At 44.5% G+C, this 21,906-nt stretch carries 14 protein-coding genes; 6 read left to right on the top strand and 8 right to left on the bottom strand.

The genetic code is table 11. The features are described from left to right. Window positions 1-128: 128 nt before the first annotated feature. From HYN49_RS14415 to folE, 5 genes are all read right to left on the bottom strand, one after another. On the bottom strand, window positions 129-2,420 hold the full coding sequence (locus HYN49_RS14415) for a T9SS type A sorting domain-containing protein (protein ID WP_108904774.1): 2,292 nt from the start codon (window positions 2,418-2,420) through the stop codon (window positions 129-131). Window positions 2,421-2,750: 330 nt separating this feature from the next. Next, window positions 2,751-3,689: a prolipoprotein diacylglyceryl transferase gene (gene lgt / locus HYN49_RS14410; RefSeq protein WP_108904773.1), complete on the bottom strand. Its 939-nt coding sequence runs from the start codon at window positions 3,687-3,689 to the stop codon at window positions 2,751-2,753. 66 nt (window positions 3,690-3,755) lie between these two features. After that, the gene (yidD, locus tag HYN49_RS14405; RefSeq protein ID WP_108904772.1) at window positions 3,756-4,007 is read right to left on the bottom strand and encodes a membrane protein insertion efficiency factor YidD; all 252 of its coding nucleotides are present in this window, start codon (window positions 4,005-4,007) and stop codon (window positions 3,756-3,758) included. Window positions 4,008-4,010: 3 nt separating this feature from the next. Then, the gene (cysS, locus tag HYN49_RS14400) at window positions 4,011-5,489 is read right to left on the bottom strand and encodes a cysteine--tRNA ligase (RefSeq protein WP_108904771.1); all 1,479 of its coding nucleotides are present in this window, start codon (window positions 5,487-5,489) and stop codon (window positions 4,011-4,013) included. Window positions 5,490-5,570: 81 nt separating this feature from the next. Then, window positions 5,571-6,242, bottom strand: a complete 672-nt coding sequence (gene folE, locus HYN49_RS14395) for a GTP cyclohydrolase I FolE (protein ID WP_108904770.1) — start codon at window positions 6,240-6,242, stop codon at window positions 5,571-5,573. Window positions 6,243-6,409: 167 nt separating this feature from the next. Between folE and HYN49_RS14390 the strand changes: the two genes are divergently transcribed. Beyond that, window positions 6,410-11,176, top strand: coding sequence for a T9SS type B sorting domain-containing protein (locus tag HYN49_RS14390; RefSeq protein ID WP_108904769.1), 4,767 nt, complete (start codon window positions 6,410-6,412; stop codon window positions 11,174-11,176). A 177-nt stretch (window positions 11,177-11,353) separates the two neighbouring features. Next, window positions 11,354-11,950 carry a lycopene cyclase domain-containing protein gene (locus HYN49_RS14385; RefSeq protein ID WP_146185123.1) on the top strand — a complete coding sequence of 199 codons (597 nt, stop codon included), beginning with the start codon at window positions 11,354-11,356 and terminating at the stop codon, window positions 11,948-11,950. Here the strand turns inward: HYN49_RS14385 and HYN49_RS14380 are convergent, their stop codons facing one another. Next, window positions 11,951-13,141: a pyridoxal phosphate-dependent aminotransferase gene (locus HYN49_RS14380; RefSeq protein ID WP_108904767.1), complete on the bottom strand. Its 1,191-nt coding sequence runs from the start codon at window positions 13,139-13,141 to the stop codon at window positions 11,951-11,953. Between the two features lie 123 nt (window positions 13,142-13,264). Here HYN49_RS14380 and HYN49_RS14375 point away from each other — a divergent pair, with 123 nt between their 5' ends. The 3 genes from HYN49_RS14375 to HYN49_RS14365 all read left to right on the top strand — a co-directional run bounded on the left by HYN49_RS14375 (window position 13,265) and on the right by HYN49_RS14365 (window position 16,515). Next, entirely contained in the window at window positions 13,265-14,584 is a 1,320-nt protein-coding gene (locus tag HYN49_RS14375) for an aspartyl protease family protein (RefSeq protein ID WP_108904766.1), read from the top strand. Between the two features lie 63 nt (window positions 14,585-14,647). Next, on the top strand, window positions 14,648-15,826 hold the full coding sequence (locus tag HYN49_RS14370) for an AIR synthase related protein (RefSeq protein ID WP_108904765.1): 1,179 nt from the start codon (window positions 14,648-14,650) through the stop codon (window positions 15,824-15,826). A gap of 89 nt (window positions 15,827-15,915) precedes the next feature. Beyond that, on the top strand, window positions 15,916-16,515 hold the full coding sequence (locus tag HYN49_RS14365; RefSeq protein ID WP_108904764.1) for a GNAT family N-acetyltransferase: 600 nt from the start codon (window positions 15,916-15,918) through the stop codon (window positions 16,513-16,515). A 54-nt stretch (window positions 16,516-16,569) separates the two neighbouring features. Here the strand turns inward: HYN49_RS14365 and HYN49_RS14360 are convergent, their stop codons facing one another. Next, window positions 16,570-20,007 (bottom strand): choice-of-anchor Q domain-containing protein, encoded by a 3,438-nt coding sequence (locus tag HYN49_RS14360; protein WP_108904763.1) that lies wholly within the window; start codon window positions 20,005-20,007, stop codon window positions 16,570-16,572. A gap of 144 nt (window positions 20,008-20,151) precedes the next feature. Between HYN49_RS14360 and HYN49_RS14355 the strand changes: the two genes are divergently transcribed. Further along, complete coding sequence (locus HYN49_RS14355) at window positions 20,152-20,598, top strand: hypothetical protein (protein ID WP_108905092.1); 447 nt, start codon at window positions 20,152-20,154, stop codon at window positions 20,596-20,598. Window positions 20,599-20,660: 62 nt separating this feature from the next. On the opposite strand, the gene HYN49_RS14350 is transcribed toward HYN49_RS14355, so the two are convergent. Beyond that, entirely contained in the window at window positions 20,661-21,899 is a 1,239-nt protein-coding gene (locus HYN49_RS14350; RefSeq protein ID WP_108904762.1) for a peptidylprolyl isomerase, read from the bottom strand. Between the last annotated feature and the right edge of the window lie 7 nt (window positions 21,900-21,906).

Raw genomic sequence — 21,906 nt, 5'->3', positions numbered from 1 at the left:
TCTTATTATACCGGTTTCTGCCCTATTTTAATCCATTTGCCAATGCTTCTGAAAAGGTTTTCTCAGCGCAAGGCATAAAAAAGCCCAGAGGTTTACTCCGGGCCATTATTTATTCCAGCATTAGGATATTATTTCTTGATCATGATCAGCGATTTTCTTTCTTCGCCCTCATTGATTACCACATTGTAAACTCCGCTGGCATATTTACTGCCCAGGGCAAGCTGGTCGATTTCGGTATTTTTGACAGAAAACGAATCCAATTTCCTGCCATTCATATCGAATACGCTTATTTCAACGTGGGCTGCTGTCGGCACATCATAGTGCAATGCAAAAGTGTTTGTGAAAGGGTTTGGATAACCTTTTATTATTATCAAACCCTTTCCAGGATCCGATGTATTGGGTGCTGCCATCCTTGGCGCTGCCGGTGTGCTAACTGTACAACTGCTTCCCAGGCTGCCGTAGTTGCCAAGCACCTTAGTGGCTACGGAAATGGTGTAAGTGGTGCTATAGGATACCGGAAGCGTGGTAAGGCTACTTAGATAGAAATAGGCATTGGCCGTATAAATGTCTTCACAAGTGCTCCCGATACACACGTGAAACTGGTATCCTTCCACAAGGTCTGGCGTGGTGCTGAAAACCTTGCTGCCGATGGTGGCCATCGTCCCGTTGCATATGTCCTTTACATGGGCGGGCAGCGAATATGTTGCGGTGGTTACCGTACAGGTATCTCCATAACTTCCATACGTGCCGCCAGCTTTAGTTGCAACGGAAATCGTATATATAGTTCCATAAGCCAACAAAGTGGTACCCACCAGATTGAGCTTGAAAGATGGAGCCGTGGTTTCGATTTCCAGTGTCCCGGCGCTGCACGCCACCAGGAACTTATATCCATCCACGTAATTAATGATATTGCAATGGACAGTGTATCTTAAATCCGCAGTAGTGATGTTACAATCCGCTGGGATAACTTTTGTCAATGGCGGCGTTGAAGGCGTACTTACATTACAAGCCACCCCATAAGGTTGCCATACGCCTCCAACCAGCGCTTTTACCCTGATGGCATAGGTCGTATTGTATCGGATGATACCTCCCGGAACCTGCGAGAACTTAAAATTGTTGCCAGTCCTGTCAATTGTGGTATTCGTAGCCCCACCTATAATTTCGAAACGATAGGAAGTGGCTCCTGTAATCGCGTCGGCTGTAATGTAGGTATCTGTAATGGAAGAAACCGTAGTGCCACAGTCCGCAGTTTGGATTTTTGTTATCAGGCAGGTATTATCCCAATATGACGCCATCGGATCTTTATGGAAGTTGGGATTGGATGCGGCAGCTATTGGGTCGTCGATGGCAATACAGGTAAGGTTTGGATTGTAACTGGCATAAAGTAGGGCCAGGCTATTCTGTCCGTGAAGGTCAAGCGTCGATATGCTGGTGCTGGTACAATCCAATTCACCAAGGTCAACCGTGAGATGGCTTAAATCAATATTTGTAAGCGGATTGTCAAAACAATGGAGAAAGTGTATTAAAGGATTGTGTGATATATCCAATATTGACAGGAAGTTACCGCCGCATCCAAGGCTTGTTAATTTTGTCAACGGCGACAAATCGAAAGAAGTAAACGGTCCGCTGTAAGAACACTCAAGTGTTTCCAGATTAGGAACTTCGGAAAAATCTACATCAGGAATCGGGCTATGATAATAGTTTAATACCCTCAGATCAGTGTTGTTTGACAGGTCCAGGGCTGTTACAAGGGTAGAAGCCAAATAAAACTCCTCAAGATCAGTTTGGGCAGATACGTCGATACTGGTGATGTAATTCGTGGAAATATTAAGGAACTCCAGATTAACATTGCTCAGGTCGATTTCAGTAATCTGGGTGCCAGTTATGTCAAGGTGCTTAAGATCGGTTGCGTCTGAAATGTCAAGTTCGCTGATTGAGGTTTGGCCACAGTTCAGGTATTGCAAGTCGGTAAGCCCGGTTAAATCCAATGCCATAAAATTGTTCAGCCAACAGTTTAAGGACCTCAGGCTGGTGAGTGCTGAGAGGTTCAATTCTTCAATATAATTCTGCGAACAGTCTAAATACCAAAGATTGGTCAGTGTTGAGATATTCAATTCTTCAAGATTATTTTCCGAGCATTCCAGTGAGACAAGCGAAACAAAATCCTCAATCCCGGTTAAGTCGTCGATGTTCTTGTCTAAAACATTCAAATAGAGGACATTACTGATATTAGCTGTTAAGACCTGATGGTCGATGGCTCCGCTGTCAAGCCCCAGTGTTATCAATGCGGCTTCAAAATTCTGATCCGGGATTGCCGTGTACTGCGCCTTAGCCTGATTAAATCCGAAGAAACTCAATGCAACGATGGCTTTCATGAATTGTCCTCCCGGAAATCCATGACATCTGTATTTTTTTTTCATGACAAAAGGTAATTGGTTTTGTGCTTACTCTAGCGTTTTTCAGCTTCCCCGGAATTTCCAGACTGCCGTAATCGGTAAGTGTTTGCCCTTTATACTGATGTCATGAAGGTATTGGATAACAGTCCGCCTTCCATTTTGTTTCCAGATGCGTACATTGATGATTTAAGGTGCTGAATTTCAGCATAAAATTAACGAATTTTGTACCGAAGTTGTACCATACAATGAGGGATTGAATCATCCCAATGAGTATATCACGCTTTTAGCCAAGTAATCGCTTTCCCGGTTCTAGGGATGAAGTTTTATAATCTTAATTTACAAAAAAAGGACTTGTTAAAGTCCTTGTTCCATTTTTTTGGATCGTATCACGAAGAACAGCCCGACAAGCACAAAAGGAATGCTGAGCCATTGTCCTGTCGAAAGCAATCCGAGGTCGCTTTCAAAACCGCCCTGGCTTTCTTTTACAAATTCGACTATGAAACGCACCGTGAACAGCATAATCAGGAACAGGCCAAACAGCAATCCGGGCCTTTGGCGCGCATCGGTGCGCCAGTACGCGTAAAACAGGATCAGGAATACGAAAATATATCCGAATGCCTCATACAATTGCGATGGATGGCGGTACGGAATTGCCTCGACGATTTTGGCGAAAGCCGGATCTGTAGTCAGTTTATTGAAAGCCTCGTGTTCATCAGTGCTGTTAGTTAATTTCAGCAGGTCATGCCTGTTCCAGAACTCGCTTTCGCGTATGAATTTCACCGAATAGAATTTATCGCCGGTCGTTTGGTGCCCGTATATCTCGGAATTGAAGAAATTCCCAATCCTTACGAAGATCGCGCCACTGGCCACAGGGATCACCACGCGGTCCAGTACCCATAATAACGGGCGTTTCATGACTTTTTTACTAAAGAAATACATGCAGATGATGATCATCAGTGCGGCGCCGTGGCTTGCCAGTCCGCTGAAACCTGTAAAGCGGAACGGGTCGAACCGGAATGGCAGGAATATCTCCGCAGGATGCTCTTTAAAATAATCCCAGTCGTAAAAGAAAACCTGGCCTAACCTTGCGCCGACTAAAGTGGCCAGTGCCGTCCAGATAAAAATGCTGTCAAGCTTTTCGATCGGTTCGTTTTCGCGTACGAATATCTTTTTCATGATGTACCAGCCCAGGCCAAAAGCGATGACGAACATCAGGCTGTAATAACGCACTGTAAAAAAACCGAGGTCAATGCCTTCCGACTGGTTCCAGACGATTGATAAAAATGGAGTCATAATTTGGTTTGGATTTTTAGCGTTGTAAAAATAGGATTTACGGCTTAAGGTTTACTAAAATTAAGGTTAATGTTTTCCGGTGCATTTTTTCTGCGGTACCGGATCATATCCTGAAGGTCCCCACGGATTGCAACTGATGATCCTCTTCGTCCCTAAATACAATCCCTTAAAAACGCCATGCACCTGTAAAGCTTCAATCATATATGACGAACATGTAGGCTGGAAGCGGCAGGCTGAGGGCAGGATAGGGGAGAGCACGGTCTGGTAAACACGCACTAAAAACACAAACGGCCATATTACTGCCTTCCTGAAATGCACTGATTATAACGAAAATGAAGTGCCTTCCTTGCCATCCTTCAGTTGGATGCCAAGTGCAATGAGTCGGTCACGGATCTGGTCTGATAAGGTAAAATCCTTATTCACCCTGGCCTGGTTGCGCATGTCGATAAGCATGTTGATCACGCCTTCTAGTTTGTCGTTGTTGCCATTCAGTAATTTTTCGTTTTCCAATCCAAGCACTTCGAATACGAAAGCATGCATCAGTTTGCTGAAATGCTTCAGGTCGGTTTCTGATAATGTCGCGCTGCCATCTTTCATTAAGTTGATGAAACGCACCCCTTCGAAAAGATTGGCGATCAGGATCGGCGTATTGAAATCGTCATTCATGGCTTCATAGCAGGAATCTTCCCAAGCCCTGATATCCAGTGATGATGCCGCTGCAAAATCAATTGTTACGAGATTATCCATCGCTTCCATCAATCTGTTAAAACCTTTCTCTGCTGCAATAATGGCATCATCTGAAAAGTCAAGGATGCTGCGGTAATGGGCCTGCATCATAAAGAACCTGGCCACCGACGCGGAGAATGCCTTACTCAGGAACTCGTTGTCCCCGTTCAGGATTTCCCCGGGCAGGATGTTGTTCCCGGTAGATTTGGCCATTTTCTTGCCGTTTAAGGTGAGCATGTTGGCATGCATCCAGTAATTAACCGGCGTATTTCCTGTGGCGGCTTCATTTTGCGCGATTTCACATTCGTGGTGCGGAAACTTTAGATCCATACCACCACCGTGGATGTCAAAATGGTTGCCCAGGTATTTGGTGCTCATCGCGGTACATTCTAAATGCCAGCCGGGAAAACCATCGCTCCATGGGGAAGGCCACCTCATGATGTGTTCCGGTTCTGCCTTTTTCCAGAGCGCAAAATCCTGCGGGTTCTTTTTATCGGATTGGCCGTCAAGGTCCCTTGAATTGGCCATCATGTCTTCAATGTTACGGCCGCTGAGCTTGCCGTAATGGTTGTTTTCGTTGAATTTTACAACATCGAAATATACAGAGCCGTTTGATTCATAGGCAAGGCCTTTTTCAAGGATGACCTTTACGATTTCAATCTGCTCTATGATATGCCCGGTTGCGGTGGGTTCAATACTGGGCGGTAAAAAATTGAATTTGTCCAGGATGTCGTGAAAATCTACGGTATAACGCTGCACGATTTCCATGGGTTCGAGCTGCTCGAGCCGTGCTTTCTTTGCAATTTTATCTTCGCCTTCATCGATATCGTCAACCATATGCCCGACATCAGTGATGTTACGCACATAACGCACTTTGTAATCAAGGTGTTTAAAATACCTGAAGATCATATCAAACGACATGAATGTGCGTACATTTCCCAAATGCACATTGCTATATACGGTAGGGCCGCATACATACATTCCCACATTGCCTTCGTGTATCGGCGTGAAAACTTCTTTTTCCCCTGAAAGGGAATTGTAAATCTTTAAGGAATGTTGTTTGTAAAGTGGCATTGGTCGTTAGTTTAAATTTCAAATTAGGAATTACGAATTACGGCAAAAGATCGTAATCCCTGATTCGCAATTTATAATTTTTTAAAATTTAGTGTCGAGCTTAATGTAATCGAGGAATTCCCTCCGGGCCTGTGCTTCCTTGAATTTACCCCCAAATTCAGAAGTGACGGTACTGCTTTCAATATCACGGATGCCGCGGGAATTCACGCAGAGGTGTTTTGCATCGATGACACAGGCCACATCTTCGGTATTTAACACCTTTTGCAGTTCCTGGACAATCTGCATCGTGAGCCTTTCCTGCACCTGCGGCCTTTTGGCGAAATAATCGACGATGCGGTTCATTTTAGAAAGCCCGACAACAGTGCCTTTGGAAATGTAGGCGATGTGCGCACGCCCAATGATGGGAAGCAAATGGTGTTCGCAGGTAGAATATAAAGTGATATTTTTCTCGACCAGCATTTCGCCGTATTTGTAATGGTTCTGGAACGTGGATGCACCGGGTTTTTTATTAGGGTTCAATCCGCCGAAAACCTCTTTGACGAACATTTTGGCTACGCGGTTCGGTGTACCTTTGAGGCTGTCGTCGGTAAGGTCGATTCCCAGGGTAAGGAGGATGCTTTCGACATCTTTTTTGATCGCCTCTATCTTTTGGTCGTCGGTCAGGTCAAAAGCATCTTTCCTGACAGGATTGGTTGCGCTTGTAGCGATGTGGTTGTTCCCGATTTCGTCATGGGAATCTTCTGTTCTGCTCATAGGATTAGGTAGTAAATAGCAATTTTTTACTCCGGCAAAGATAAAATAATATTAAATAACAAAGTAGGGTAAATTTGTGTTGACTTGTTGTATTTAGAAAATAAATCTTTTCTTTGGGAAGTTTTTGTTATTTAATCTTTAAATTTACGCGTCAAAAAAATCTTGCAATGATGAAAAATAAGTTACTTATTACGTTGTTAATTAGTTGTTTATATGGTGTAAGCTATGCGCAGTTGGCTTCTCCCGATGTTGATGCGGGTAATGGAGGGCAGGCAGCATGGTGTCCTGGAAGCGGGGTGGCCACTTCGTTTATTAACTTTACACCAGGCAATCAGACGACCGCTTACACTGTTAAGGAGATTCCGTACAACCCACCTTATTCTTTTGATCCTGTTCCGGGTTCTACGCTGATTCCCATCCCAACAACCGGAAACCAGGATGATTTTTGGGCTGATGATTTGTTTACATTGCCATTTGCGTTTAATTTCTGGGGAAACAGTTACACGAATACGTCCATAGGATCAAACGGTGTCATTTGCTTTAATACTACAGGAGCGTATGCTCCGGGGGAATATTGCCCATACCCTGTCACAGGTGGTCTTCCAAACGGGACAACGATCAGGAATGCTATTTTCGGGATATTGCAGGATATCAATTTTACCGACATTCCTTACCCTGGGGTGACCACGATCAATTATTATGTTTACGACCAAGGCCAAAACGTGGCGCCTGGACGGGTTTTTATCTTTAATGTCAATAAGGTACTTCAATTCGGAGATGGTACCAATCCCGATACAAACGCGGCGGGTGTACAGACCTACCAGATGGTGTTGTATGAAACGACAAACATTATCGATGTATATGTTAAAAGACGCGTTCCTTACAATCCATGGTTTGCCGGAAGGGGTATTATCGGTTTGATAAACAATGCAGGGAACCAGTGGATTGCAGCGCCCGGATGCAACGGTACCAATTTTACCGCCATCGGGAAAGCGTTCAGGTTTACACCTGCCGGACCTCAAAATGCTACTATACAATGGACCCTGAACGGCAACCCTATTCCTAACAGTAATGTGGATAACGTCGCGGTTCCTAACACAGTCCCGGGAGATATCCTTGAAGCCACCGTAACTTATAATAACCCTGGCGCAGCACCTGCTTCATTTTCCAGTGGACCGATTACCGTACAGCCAAACTTTGTTTTGCCACAGCCAGGTCCGGTGGAAAAAATCACTTGCCCGGGAAATAACGGGCCATATACATTTAACGCAAGTAAGGACAGTTTCTTTTTGGATGGCGTGCCCAATCCGACAGATTATGAAATTGCATATTATGAAAATTATCAGGATGCAGATGATTACGCTAATAATTATATCACAAATATTAACGCATATCCTGTAAACGCCTCTGATCTTCCCAAAACAATCTATGTAAGGGTAACCGAGATCGCTTCGGGTTCTGGTTGTTATACGGTGCAGTCTTTTACACTTGAAAAGGAAGAACCGGTAGGAACGATCAGTTATGATCCGGTAATATGCAGAAGCAGTGCTTCGTCTGCCCCGGTGCATAAATCGGCTACCTTTACTGAAGGTGGTGAATTTGTGGGTTCATCTCCGGATTTATTCGTGAATCCTGTAACGGGTGATATCGATTTAGACCAGACCATCGGAGGTACCTATACTGTAGATTATTATTATACACCGGAATGTCCTAACTACAAATCTTCTTTTACTTTTACAATTGTCGATACACCAACAGCACAATTTGATTCCACGAGCGGATCTGTGTGTCCTGGGGTTAATTCGCCTTTGTCCTTTTCGGGAACCATCGGCGCTACCATTACTTATACCAAAACAGATGCCACAAATGGCATCGAGACGCATACGACAACCATTCAGGGGAATGGAACTGCGGTTGACTACTATCCTATCAATGAAGAAACGGTTTTTGAACTTCAGAAAGTAACAACTGCTACCTCACCTTCCTGCGAATATGTTTTCGCACCAGGAACTACGGTTACCTTTGATAATGACGCGCCTTCGGCAACTATTGTTGATGCTGATGATTCTGATTTTTGTCCTGGCGGCTCCACACTGATCAATATTCAGGGTACTGCAGGCGGCACTGTAAATTATACAGGTCCTTCAGGAACAGGTACTGTGGTAATTGATCCTAACACAGGAAAAGGTTCCTTCAGCACACAAGCATTGACCACGCAAGGCACTTACACTTATACGCTTACAGACATCACAAATCCTAACTGCCCTACAACTGCTGAGCCTATCACTGGTCAAAGCATTACCATTACTGTGAATCCATTGCCGGTGCTGCAATCGTTTAGCCCTGCCACACCTACTGTTTGCCCTGGTGATAATGTAGGGCTTAATTTTGTAGGTACTCCTAATGCGACTGTTAATTTCCATGACAGCAACAACACACCTTTGAGTTATGTGATTCCTGCCGGAGGTTCGGGACAAGCACAGTATCCTGCTTCAACTTATATATTGGATAATATTACTAGCGCTGATTTATGCGTAACGCCATTGACACAATCGATCACCGTAGGTCTTGATGTGCCGCCGTCTATTACTACTGACCCGGTAAATCCACCAGCGATCTGTGAAGGAGGCTCTTTCACTTTAAATGTAGTCGCTACGGGAACCAACCTGACTTATGAATGGAAACATGGTACAAATACAGTTCAAAACGGACCATCAAATACTTATACAAAAACCAACGCGCTACTGGCCGATCTGGGAGATTATAATGTAATAGTACATGGAAAATGTACACCTGATGCGATTTCAGGAATGGCAACAGTGAGCATTGCTCCGGGTCCTCATTTTGTTACGCAGCCTGTCGCGCCTGCGGAAAACTGTATCGGAGGTGACATCCAACTCACAGTTACAACTACCAATACTGATAATAATACCACTTACGATTGGAGAAAAGACGGAGTTTCTATAGGAGAAACAACTGATACATTGGATATTATTGGTCTCACCGCTGCAGACAATGGCACACAGTATACTGTTGTTGTTACGAATCCTGGTTGTGGCTCGATCACTTCTGTCCCTGTAACTGTAAATGTTGGAAAGAATACAGAAATCATCACGCAGCCTGTAACTTCATTGGATCTTTGTGAATCCGACCCGCTGATGCTGAGCGTTACTGCCGTTGGTGAACACCTGCAATACATTTGGAGGCGCAACAATCAGGTAGTACAGTCCGGTCCTTCAAATAGCTATACTGTAAACAATACTGATGTATTGACAGATTCGGGAACTTATGATGTGATAGTAGAAGGTACCTGTGGTACACCAACTTCTGTTACCTCAACTGCTACGGTAGTAAATATATTTAGAAAACCAACCATTGTATCGCAGCCACAAGGCCCTTCATCGGATCTTTGTACGGGAATGCCATTAACGCTGACCGTTCAGGCATCAGGTGACATCACAACCTACCAATGGCAACGTAATGGAGTAAATGTGGGTACGAACTCCAATACCTATTCTGATCCGTCAGTTGTGGCGACTGAAGTAAGCGACAGTTACATCTGTATCATAAGCAATCCATACTGTGATCCTGTTTCGACCATTCCTGTTCTTGTAAAAGTAAATGTGGCACCAATAATCGACCAACAACCGGTTTCGCAAACAGTTTGTGTTGATGAACAAATAAACCTTACTGTTCAGGTAACAGTAACAGGCAATGTTACTTATCGTTGGCAGCATGACGGCGTAGATGTAGGCACTAATGCACCTACCTACCAGGTTGAACATGCAGCCCTGAGTGATTCAGGTGTTTACCGTTGTATTATTAAAAATGATTCATGTCCTGCAGTTTACAGTGATCCGGTGACTGTGTTAGTACGTCCGCTTCCTGATGCGACAATTGCTAATGGTATGGAGTCGACCATCTGTGACAATACCGGTACTGACGTGATTTTCACTGGTACACCAAATGCTATTGTAACTTATACGGTAAATGGTGGCGAAAATCAGACTATCACACTGAATCCTTCTGGTTCTGCCAGGTTATTGACGGGTGTATTGGGTCAAACCACTACATACAGCCTGGTTAGCGTTGCTGCAAATAACAATCCCCCATGTCCTAAAGCTTTGACTGGTGAGGCCATAGTGACCGTACAGGAAATCCCTGATCCGGAGCTTGACCAGGATGGTTATATCTGTCTTGATCCTGTATCAGGCCAAACCATGACCGGTTCTTTCTATGAATTGAATACCGGCCTTACTACTGCACAAGGTTATGAATTTGTCTGGTATCTGGATGATGTTGAAATTCCTGGCGCTACGGAAGGGGCTTACAATGCAGTAGCACAGGGAAGTTATAAAGTGATTATTACCGACACGGCTACAGGTTGTACTGATTCGGCGATGGCACCTATCACTACTTCAACGCCACCATTAACGATTACCGCACAAGTGGATACCTTGTTCTTTGCAGACAATGCAAGTATTATAGTTACTGCACAGCCTGCTAGCACTGATTACGAGTACCGTCTTGATGATGGGCCATGGCAATCTGATAATATCTTTACGGGTGTAAGAACAGTGGTTTCAATTGACAATTCAGGAGACCACACAGTTTATGTAAGGGATTCAAAGGCTTGTGATGAGCTTTCATATGATGTAAAAGTGATTGACTATCCAAAGTATTTTACGCCTAACGGAGATGGATTTCACGATACCTGGAATATCTCTACCTTGAGCAATCAGCCGAATGCGAAAATTTTCATCTTTGACCGTTACGGAAAATTATTGAAACAAATCAGTACGACCAATCCTACAGGTTGGGATGGGACTTACAACGGACAGCCTATGGCGGCAGATGATTACTGGTTTGTGGTGAAATATACTGAACAAGGAATCAACAAAGAGTTCAAAGCACACTTTGCCATAAAAAGGTAACATATTATATTAATTCAAAAAGAGCCTCAAATAATTTTTGAGGCTCTTTTTTTTTGACTAATTTTCTCGAAATTATAATCGCCTTGCATGGAGCAATATATTTATCTTTTTTTAGGTTTATTTTTATCCGTTTTATGGATAATCATTTACACCGTCAAAAAAGATTTGCGGAGGAAGATGCTTAAATCAAGCCTTATAGGCGGTTTTTCAGGTTTTATAGCTGAATATTGGTATCTCAGGGATTATTGGCGGCCGCCTACAGTTTTAGGCAATGCGGTAATATCAATTGAAGATTTCCTGGTAGGTTTTGTAATTATCGGGGTATCTATGTCCATTTACAATTTTGTCTTCAGGCAAAATGAAGTCGAATTTACGCCATCCCGTAAAACCACTTTCTACATCATGTTCGCCATAGGATTTATTGCGATGGTCTCCTTGCCTCCCATGGGATTAAACACGATGCTGGTAAGCCCTGCAAGTTTTTTATGCTGTAGTATTTACATCATCTGCCAACGACCGGATTTGCTAAAAAAAGCCATTTTCTCAGGTTTGCTTTTCCTGGCGATCATTTTCCCTATCTATATCATTTTATTTGAGCTGATCGCACCCGACTATTGGAACAAATACTGGATGCTGCCAGATACAAAGCTGGACATACGTTGCTACGGATCCATACCATGGATTGAAATCATATGGTACTTCACCTGGGGAAGTTTTGGCGGTATATGCTACGATTTTTATTCAGGAACCAAAGCAGTCCCCATGAAAACTTAACTATGCGTTATACGTTTTTATCGCTTCCTTAAGGATATCCACGCTCTTGATAAGGTCTTCTTTCTTCAATACATAGGCAATCCTGACTTCATTCAGCCCGACACCAGGAGTAGAATAAAATCCGGCAGCCGGTGCTACCATTACCGTTTCACCATTCAAATCAAAGGATTCCAGCAGCCACTGTGCAAATTTGTCGGCATCGTCGATAGGCAATTGTGCAATGCAATAAAATGCGCCTTTTGGTGTAGCGACCTTCACGCCTTCAATCTTATTAAGCGCTTCAATAAGGATGTCGCGGCGTTCGCGGTATTCCGTAATCACTTCGTCGAAATAACTTTTAGGGGTTTGCAAAGCCGCTTCACTTGCAATTTGTGCAAATGTTGGCGGACTTAAACGTGCCTGTGCAAATTTCATCGCCGTCGCCATTACTTCCTTGTTTTTGGAAACAATACATCCAATCCTCGCGCCACACATGCTGTATCTTTTTGAAACCGAATCAATCATAATGGCATTTTCCTCGATCCCGGGAATGTTCATTACCGAATAATGTGGGTCGCCGTCATAAGTAAACTCGCGGTATACTTCATCGGCAATCAGGAAAAGATCATGCTTTTTCACAAGATCGGCCAATTGCTGCATTTCTTCTTTGGAATATAGATATCCTGTAGGATTCCCTGGATTACAAATCAGGATGGCTTTGGTTTTAGGCGTAATCAGTTTTTCAAAATCAGCAATCGGGGGCAATGCAAAACCAGTGTCGATAGTAGAAATCACCGGTACCACCTTTACGCCTGAAGCAGTCGAAAAACCATTGTAATTTGCATAAAAAGGCTCCGGGATGATAATCTCATCATCAACATCCATTGTACTTCCCATGGCAAACATCAAGGCTTCAGAACCGCCGGTTGTAATGATGATATCAGCCACATCAATCGGAAGGCCGTGGTCTTTATAATATTGGGACAGCTTGGTCCTGTAGCTTTCAAAGCCTGCAGAATGGCTGTATTCCAACACTTTTATATCGAGATTTTTTATCGAATTCATGGCTACCTCCGGTGTGCGGATATCAGGCTGTCCGATATTCAGGTGATACACCTTATGGCCTTTTTTCTTTGCAATTTCCGAATAAGGGACCAATTTCCTGATTGGTGATTCGGGCATCCTGCTTCCTTTGTCTGATACTTTTGGCATATGAAAATGATTTGCCTGCAAAAGTGCAATTTTTTTCCAATCCTTACAATCCCGGACTGTGTTTTTACATTGCCAATTTCGAAATATTTCGCTTTTATTTTATAACTTTAATAAAAAATTACAATGAAAGCGTTATTAGCAATAATAGGTTTCTTTTGCTGTATACATTTTGCTGCGGCACAGGAGGGTTTTGCAGCTTTTCCCAACAAAAATAAAATCACCATCCCTTTTCAACTGGTTAACAACCTGATCATTGTCCCAGTTTCCGTAAATGGTGTTGAACTTAATTTCTTATTGGATACTGGCGTAGAGGAAACCATACTCTTCAGCCTGGAAGATAAGGAACTCCAACTGCATGATGTGGAAAGCCTTACATTGCGCGGCCTCGGCAGCCAGGATGGTGTTGACGGACTTAAATCAAAAAATAACAGGCTTTCCATTGGGCCACTGCAATACAGTAAACAGGAAATTTTTATCGTAATTGATGAACAAATGAATCTTTCGGCAAGCCTGGGGGTTCCTGTGAACGGCATTATCGGTTACCATTTTTTCAAAAGCAACCTTGTAAAAATCAATTATGCCCAGAAGAAACTGGTTATTTACAATTACAACAAAGCGAATCTTAAGAAAATAACAAAAGATTATACGCCTTTGGATATTACGCTGGAACGTAAAAAACCTTATGTTCTTTCTTCAGTAACGGCTGGCGGTGAGGTGGTCAGCGCAAAATTATTGCTTGATACCGGAAACAGTGATGCGATCTGGCTTTTTGACAGAAAATCAGGCCAGATAACCGTACCTGAACGCCATTTTGATGATTTCCTTGGACGTGGTTTCAGCGGCCCGATTTTCGGAAAAAAAGGCCGGATCAGTGATTTCGCACTCAATAGGTTCAAGTTCAGGAATCCAGTAGCATCTTTCCCTGATACCGTTTCACTGCGCAATGTAAAAATGGTAGATAACCGGTTGGGGTCAGTTGGAGGTGAAGTGCTTAAGCGCTTCCAGATTATTTTCGATTATACAAACAGTAAATTTTACCTGAAGAAAAATGCTAATTTCGACTTGCCATTTCACTGTAATACCAGTGGAATAGAATTGCATCATGCCGGTACGAAACTCGTTCAGGAACTCAGTCGCCAGAATATTACCACCAGCTCCGTGAAAATAGAACTCGGCGGGGGCGGGGAAATGAACCTCAGGTACAAATTTGAACTCAAGCCTGTATATGAAATTGCTTCCATCCGCAAAGGTTCACCGGCTGAAGCCATCGGACTTCAACAGGGTGATGTCCTGTTGTCCATCAATGATGCGCAAAGTTATCGTTATACATTACAGGAAATCAATGAGTTGCTGAAATCAGACGACGGTCGGAAATTACTTCTCGAGGTGCAGCGCAATGATAAGATCATTAAATTTAAGCTTGAAATGAAAAGCATTCTTTAAATTCCTGCATGATGGCAGGATTTTTTTTGACTACCTTTGCACGGCAACAACAACGACATTTTTATGAGTTCCGATACCAGTAAGCGCTATGCGCTGCGCGGCGTTTCCGCTTCAAAGGAAGACGTCCACAATGCGATAAAAAAAATCGATAAAGGCCTTTTCCCGAAAGCATTCTGCAAAATTATCCCCGATTACCTTACAGGCGATGCAGACTATTGCCTGATTATGCATGCTGACGGTGCTGGCACAAAATCGTCTCTGGCTTACCTGTATTGGAAGGAAACAGGTGATATTTCCGTCTGGAAAGGCATTGCACAAGACGCACTGATTATGAATATTGATGATTTATTATGTGTTGGCGCGACAGATAATATCCTGCTTTCCTCAACCATCGGCAGGAACAAAAACCTGATTCCTGGTGAAGTGATTTCCGCGATTATAAACGGTACTGAGGAACTGATGTCAGAGTTGCACAAATTTGACGTAACAATCCATTCTACGGGCGGAGAAACAGCAGATGTCGGGGATTTGGTCCGCACGATTATCGTCGATTCCACTGTGACTGCGCGCATGAAACGAAATGATATCATTGATAATGCGAACATCAGGCCTGGTGATGTGATTGTTGGTCTGGCTTCGTTCGGGCAGGCTACTTATGAAAAACAATACAATGGCGGGATGGGCAGCAACGGACTCACATCGGCGCGCCACGATGTCTTCGCGAAATACCTGGCTGAAAAATATCCTGAAAGTTTCGATGCCCAGGTGCCTTCCGAATTGGTATATTCAGGAAGTGCAAAACTCACCGATGCCGTAGAAGATTCTCCGGTTGATGCCGGGAAACTGGTGCTTTCGCCTACGCGTACCTATGCACCGGTCATCAAAAAAATCCTTGAAAAATACAGCGCTTCGCAAATCCATGGCATGGTGCATTGCAGTGGCGGTGCCCAAACCAAAATCCTGCATTTTGTGGAGAACCTCCACGTGATTAAGGACAATCTTTTCCCGGTGCCCCCTTTGTTCAAGCTCATCCAGCAGCAGTCAGGAACCGACTGGAAGGAAATGTACCAGGTGTTCAACTGCGGCCACCGCATGGAATTGTATGTGCCGGCTGATATTGCTGCAGATATTATTACCATCTCGAAATCATTTGATATCGATGCACAAATCGTCGGCAGGGTAGAAGCTTCAGATGATAAAAAGCTTACAATCCATAGTGAATTTGGTACTTTTGAGTATTAGGAGCTGATCCGGCTGTACGCTCTATCTTTTTATTTTTAAAGGAAAAATAAAAAGGATGACGCTTCCATCCGGGCTAAAAATACATCACCATGAATGACGATTTCGATTTCAATCAGGAACTGGTCCTTGAGGATGAACGCGTGATGTTGCGTCCCCTGCAATTCAGCGATGTCGGGAACCTGCTGTATTTTTCGGAAAATGAACCCGACATCTGGCATTTTTCACTCATTCGCGCCAATGGCAGGATTAATCTTGAGCATTACATCAACATCGCTTTGAACGCACGGGGCAATAAGTCGGAATTTCCTTTTATCGTATTTGATAAGAAGACTGGAAAGTATGCAGGCAGCACGCGTTTTTATGACATACAGTTTCCATTGGCAACATTACAGCTCGGTTATACCTGGTACGGAAAGGAATTCCAGGGCACCGGACTCAACAAACACTGTAAATACCTTTTGCTGCGGTATGCATTCGAAACCTTGGGTATGGAGCGTGTAGAATTCCGGGCCGATAACAACAATGCCCGAAGCATCGCAGCCATGAAAAGTATTGGCTGCAAAGTCGATGGCATCCTGCGTTCAAACATGCCAACAGCGGAAGGTGGGCGGCGTGACAGCATCTTGCTGAGCATCCTGAAACGGGAATGGCATGAGGGGGTAAAGCAGAAAATTTACAATTCACTATAAAAAAAGCCCCTGTTACTTTTATAACAAGGGCTTTCAAACTAACCTAAACCATTTTTATTTTGCGATAATCAGCCTATGGGTTTCTGTGAAATCGTTGGATACGAGTTGAACGATGTATACCCCGCTCGCAAAGTCACTCAGGCTTACCTGGTTTAACAGGTTTTTCAATTGCATTTGTCTAACCATTTTTCCTGAACCCACTTCGATAATGGAGGCATTAACCTCGATATCTGTTGCCAAAGCAATATTTATAAAACCTTGGTTTGACGGATTTGGGTAAATGATGCTCTTTTTTGAATTGCTGAAAGTGATGTCCTCAATTCCCAGGATCGCCTGCGCTTCAGAAGCACCGATATCCCGTCTGCCAGCAAATACGCTGTTGCCGGCCTGGTCGTTGAACATGTCGTTAGGGTCGCCCATATTGTATGCCGGGCTGTTCTCCAATAATGCATGGGTGAAAGTATCTCCACCGTTATCTTCGAGCATTCCGATTAATGGATCGATGATATTGCTGTCTGTTCCCTCAATGTCTGTCGATTGATTTGGGAAAACATTGTTGTCATCCTGTCCGATCAGGTTGTAACCGTTCGAATTGTAGGTTCCGGTTGCATTGGATATGTCAAAACCTGTCGCGGCTGAATTGGTGGCGACTAAAGTGTTTTTCAGTGTTACCGACAAGCTGCTGTTATTTGCAATTCCTCCGCCGTTCATGGCAGCATCATTATCTGCTATTGTAGAGGCATTTATGGATAATGTGGCGTTATTGTATAAGCCTCCGCCATTATTCAACGATGAATTTCCCGAGACGGTACTCAGAAATACCGTTGCAGTTCCTGATTTTATATGCAATCCACCGCCGTTTCCAAGCGCACCATCAGCAAGATTATTTGATAAGGTGGAGTTATTTACGAATAAATCCCCACCATTATTGAAAATACCACCACCGCCATGCATTGCATCCGGACCGCTTGCTGTATTGGAATCAATTGTAACGTTGTTCACAGTCATTGTGCTTGCAGTTTGGTTCCATAATCCTCCGCCTTCGCGACGGGCATCATTACCGTTTACGGTCCCTCCGCTGATTGTAGCAGTGACAGCACCTGAAATGTGCAATGCACCTCCGTTTCCGGGATTTGGCGTGCCGGCAGTACCATCGACATCGTTATTGATCATATCCGAATTTTCAATATCAAGCGTCCCGTTTACGATTTCAATTGCGCCACCGGCACGGTTCGCAGCATTCGTATCAAAAGTGGTGTCATCAATGCTGACCGTTCCCGCCATGCTGAAAACAGCACCACCGCTGCCACTTATACCTGTAGCTTTATTTCCGGACAATGTTGCACCGATGATCGTCAGCGTGCCCGCAGTGTTGAATATGGCGCCACCTCCATCATCTGCGGCAGCGCCCGAGGCTGTATTGCCATTGATCTCAGTGCCTGAAACGGTAAGGGTCCCCGTACCATTCCACAAGCCGCCACCTTCGAGTGCCGCCGAATTTCCGTTTACGGTCCCTCCGGTAATCATGGCGCTTCCTCCTCCGGTAATGTGCAAGCCGCCGCCATTTCCGGGAGGGCCTGTTACGGTATTGCCATTCAGGCTCACATCGGTCAGGATGATGGTGCTCGTACCGGAATTGTCCTCAATTCCTCCGCCTGCGCGAACTGCCGTATTTCCGCTTATATCAGAATTGCTAATGGTCAATTGCGCGCCGGCATCGTTTAAAATTCCGCCACCGCTTCCCAAACTTCCATTGGCAGTATTGCCACTTATGGTAGCGTTCGTTATAATCAGTACGCCTGCATTCAGATTGTATATTCCGCCACCGCCCTGGTCGGCCGCTGCGCCGCTTGCCGTATTTCCTCCGATGACAGTCCCATCGATTGTCATTGTGCCGGTACCATTCCACAGTCCGCCCCCTTCTGCGGCAGCATTGTTATTATTTACAGTCCCGCCGGTAATCATGGCGTTTCCACCGCCGGTAATATGCAGACCGCCGCCATTGCCGGGAGGGCCTGATACGCTATTGCCGTTAAGGTTGACATTGTCAAGTGTAATGGTGCTGCTTCCGGAATTGTCTTCAATACCGCCGCCAGCCCGTACGGCCGTATTCCCGGTTATTGAAGTATCTGTTACAGAAAGCTGTGAGCCGACATCGTTCAGGATTCCGCCGCCGCTGCCCAAAGTGCCGTTTGCGGTATTGTTGCTGATGGACGCGCCCTCGATCTCGAGTGTGCCTCCATTCAGGTTGTAAATTCCGCCGCCACCCTGGTCTGCCGCGTCACCACTTGCGGTATTCCCGGAAATGGTAGTGCCAAGAATGGTCATGGTTCCGGTGCCATTCCAAAGCCCGCCCCCTTCAGCACCTGCCGTATTTGTATTTACGGTTCCGCCGTTAATTTCCACAGTTCCGGCACCCGTAACATGTAAGCCTCCACCATTTCCGGGAGACATATTTGTCGTATTGCCGTTTAGGTTTACATTCGTAAGGGTAACCGTACCAACATTGTTTTCGATTCCTCCTCCGGCGCGGTTTGAGGTATTGCCGGTGATAGATGAGTTGGAAATTGTCAATGTAGCGCCAACATCATTTAAGATTCCGCCGCCACTGCCTGCCGTTCCATCGGCATCATTGTCAGCAATATTGGCATTGTCGATTTCAAGGGTCCCGCCATTGAGGTTGTATATTCCGCCGCCGCCATTATCAGAGGCATTCCCGGACGCAGTGTTGCCGATAATGGCAGTTCCGTCGATGTTCATAGTTCCGGAACCATTCCATAATCCGCCACCTTCTGCAGCAGCGGTATTATTATTTACGGTTCCGCCTGTAATCATTACAGTGCCGTTTCCAGTGACGTGCAGTCCGCCGCCATTTCCGGGCGCTGCAGTAGCGGGCGCTACTCCTGCATTGTTAGCGTTCAGGCTGACATTTATCAATGTAAGTACTGTTCCTGCGACGGCTTCGATACCGCCGCCGGCGCGGTTGGCGCGGTTTCCGGAGATGGTACTGTTAGAAACATTTAAAGTGCTTCCGGTACCTGCATATATAGCGCCACCGCTCCCGCTGGGACCGTTTGCGGCATTTGCCAACAGCCTCGCATTATTTACGGTCAATGCTGCATTGGAAACATTAATTGCACCGCCATTTTCGGCAATACCATTCGTGAGAATCAGATCATTGATAATTACCGTACCCGATGTGATTTCGAAAATGCGGCCATTCCCACCACCGTCAATGATGGTATTTGAAATTCCGTTCCCGGTAATGGTGAGCGATTTGTCAATGGCAATCGGTGAATTTAAAGTTACGTTTGTGACAGTGACAAGGAAGGTGATGATGCCACCAGGTGGTGTATCTGCGATTTCTGAACGGAGTGTCCCATCTGAACCGTCGTCCGCGGAACTGGTGACAACCTGTGCATTTGTAATGACAGTGCCCATTAAGAACATTGTCGTCAGCCATAATTTTCTGTAAGAGAAATTTTGTTGCATAATTTTCTGATTTATAAGGTTAATAGTGATTATGTTACTTTAAGCTACGATGTAAATGCGGACTTGGTTTCCAAATATGGAAATCCTGTAAAAAGTCGCGGTAATTTTACAAACCAAGTTTTACCTTTGCAAAAAATAAAAATTATGGAAATAAAGCCTAAACACGGCATTGGTTCGTTACTGTTCGGGATGAAAGAGGCCGATGTCATTGCTATTTACGGCAAACCGGACAAAGAATTCCGGGATGATGATAAAAACATCATTTATGTTTATAACAATAAAAAATGCCGCCTGACTTTTTATGAGGATGAGGATTTCAGGCTGGGTTATATCATAAGTACAAATCCCGATCTTGATCTTTTCGGGGAGAACATCATTGGCAGGACTATTGATCAGGTAAAACAGGCGTTAGCTTCGCACGGGCTGACCAAATGGGAACAGGAGGATTTTGATTTGGCCGAAAATCATTTTGATGAAACCAATTGGCTGATCCTGCAGGCAGAATTCGGGGAGGTAACCAAGGTGGAGATCGGTGCCATCATCAACGATAAGGATGAATTTGACTGGAAGTTTCCGGCGGGAAAAAAGTAGGCAGTCAACAGTAACGGTCGGCGGAAAAAAGAAAGGCTTACAAATCGTAAGCCTTTTTCTTTTTATTGTTCTTTATCCAATAATTCGATTTCGAATATCAGGTTTGCGTTTGGCGGAATCGCACCTCCGTAGCCACGTGCCCCATAGCCCAGGTTTGAAGGAATGAAAACCGTTACTTTATCTCCGATGGACATCAGGTTCAATATCTCAATAAAACCTGGAATCAATCCTTGCTTTGCACCATATGAGAAGGGAAACGGCATGTAGTTTGCAGCTTGCGATTCCTCATAAGTACCGAAAGTTTTGCTTACGTCAGCATGGCTGCTCTGGAATAATGTCCCGTCTTCAAAGAATCCGGAATAATGTACAAATACGTTGGTTCCTTCTGCCGGTTTTACACCGTTTCCTTTTACAAGCACATATTGCAGGCCACTGTCGGTTTTGGTTGCTGTAGCCCTGAGTTTTGCAAATTCTGCAAGCTTGGCGCTGATTGCAGGACCATATTGGGCCATGTACGCTTTTTTTGCTGCAGCTGCCTCTTCCTCTTTTTTCTTTTTTGCTTCTGCTGCGATGGCTGCCTGCTTTTTATCTTCTTCGGCCTGATTTCCATAATAATCGGCAAATACTTTAGGCGCATTAAAAGCTTTTGCAGCAGCACCTTTTCTCGTAATCGTGACGGTTTTGATCAGGTCGTCCTGTTTAATGGCATTTACAACATCCTGCCCGGTAACCACATGGCCGAAAATCGTATGCTTGTGGTTTAACCATGGCGTATCCTTATGAGTGATGAAAAACTGGCTTCCATTAGTAGCCGGTCCTGAGTTGGCCATGGCCAAAACACCTGGCTTGTCGAAAACATCGGTAGTTTCCTCGTCCTTAAACTTATAACCCGGGCTGCCTGAACCGTTACCGTTTGGATCTCCACCCTGAATCATAAAATCTGCTATAACACGATGGAATTTCAAACCGTTGAAGAACGGAATTCCTTTACGGTCAGGTGTGGTTACGAAAGCGTTCGTGCCTTCAGCAAGCGAAATGAAGTTTGCCACCGTGATCGGAACTTTTTGGTATTCGAGGCTTAATAGGATTTTACCTTTCGAGGTTTCGATTTCGGCAAAGATACCGTCACCTGCAGCTGCTGCTGTGGCTTTTACAGGCATGGTTTTCTTTACAGGAGCAATCGTTTTTTTGGTAGTAGTTGTTGTCTTTGAAGTGATTGTTTTAGCAACCGGCTTTTTAGCCTGGGCATATATGCTGCCCGACATCGCTAAAAACAACAATGCAATCAGTCTGATTTTCATTTTTGAA

This window comes from Flavobacterium pallidum (assembly GCF_003097535.1).
Classification (GTDB): Bacteria; Bacteroidota; Bacteroidia; order Flavobacteriales; family Flavobacteriaceae; genus Flavobacterium; species Flavobacterium pallidum.
The sequence above is the reverse complement of the archived record's forward strand: the minus strand, read 5'-3'. Positions and strand labels throughout refer to the sequence as shown.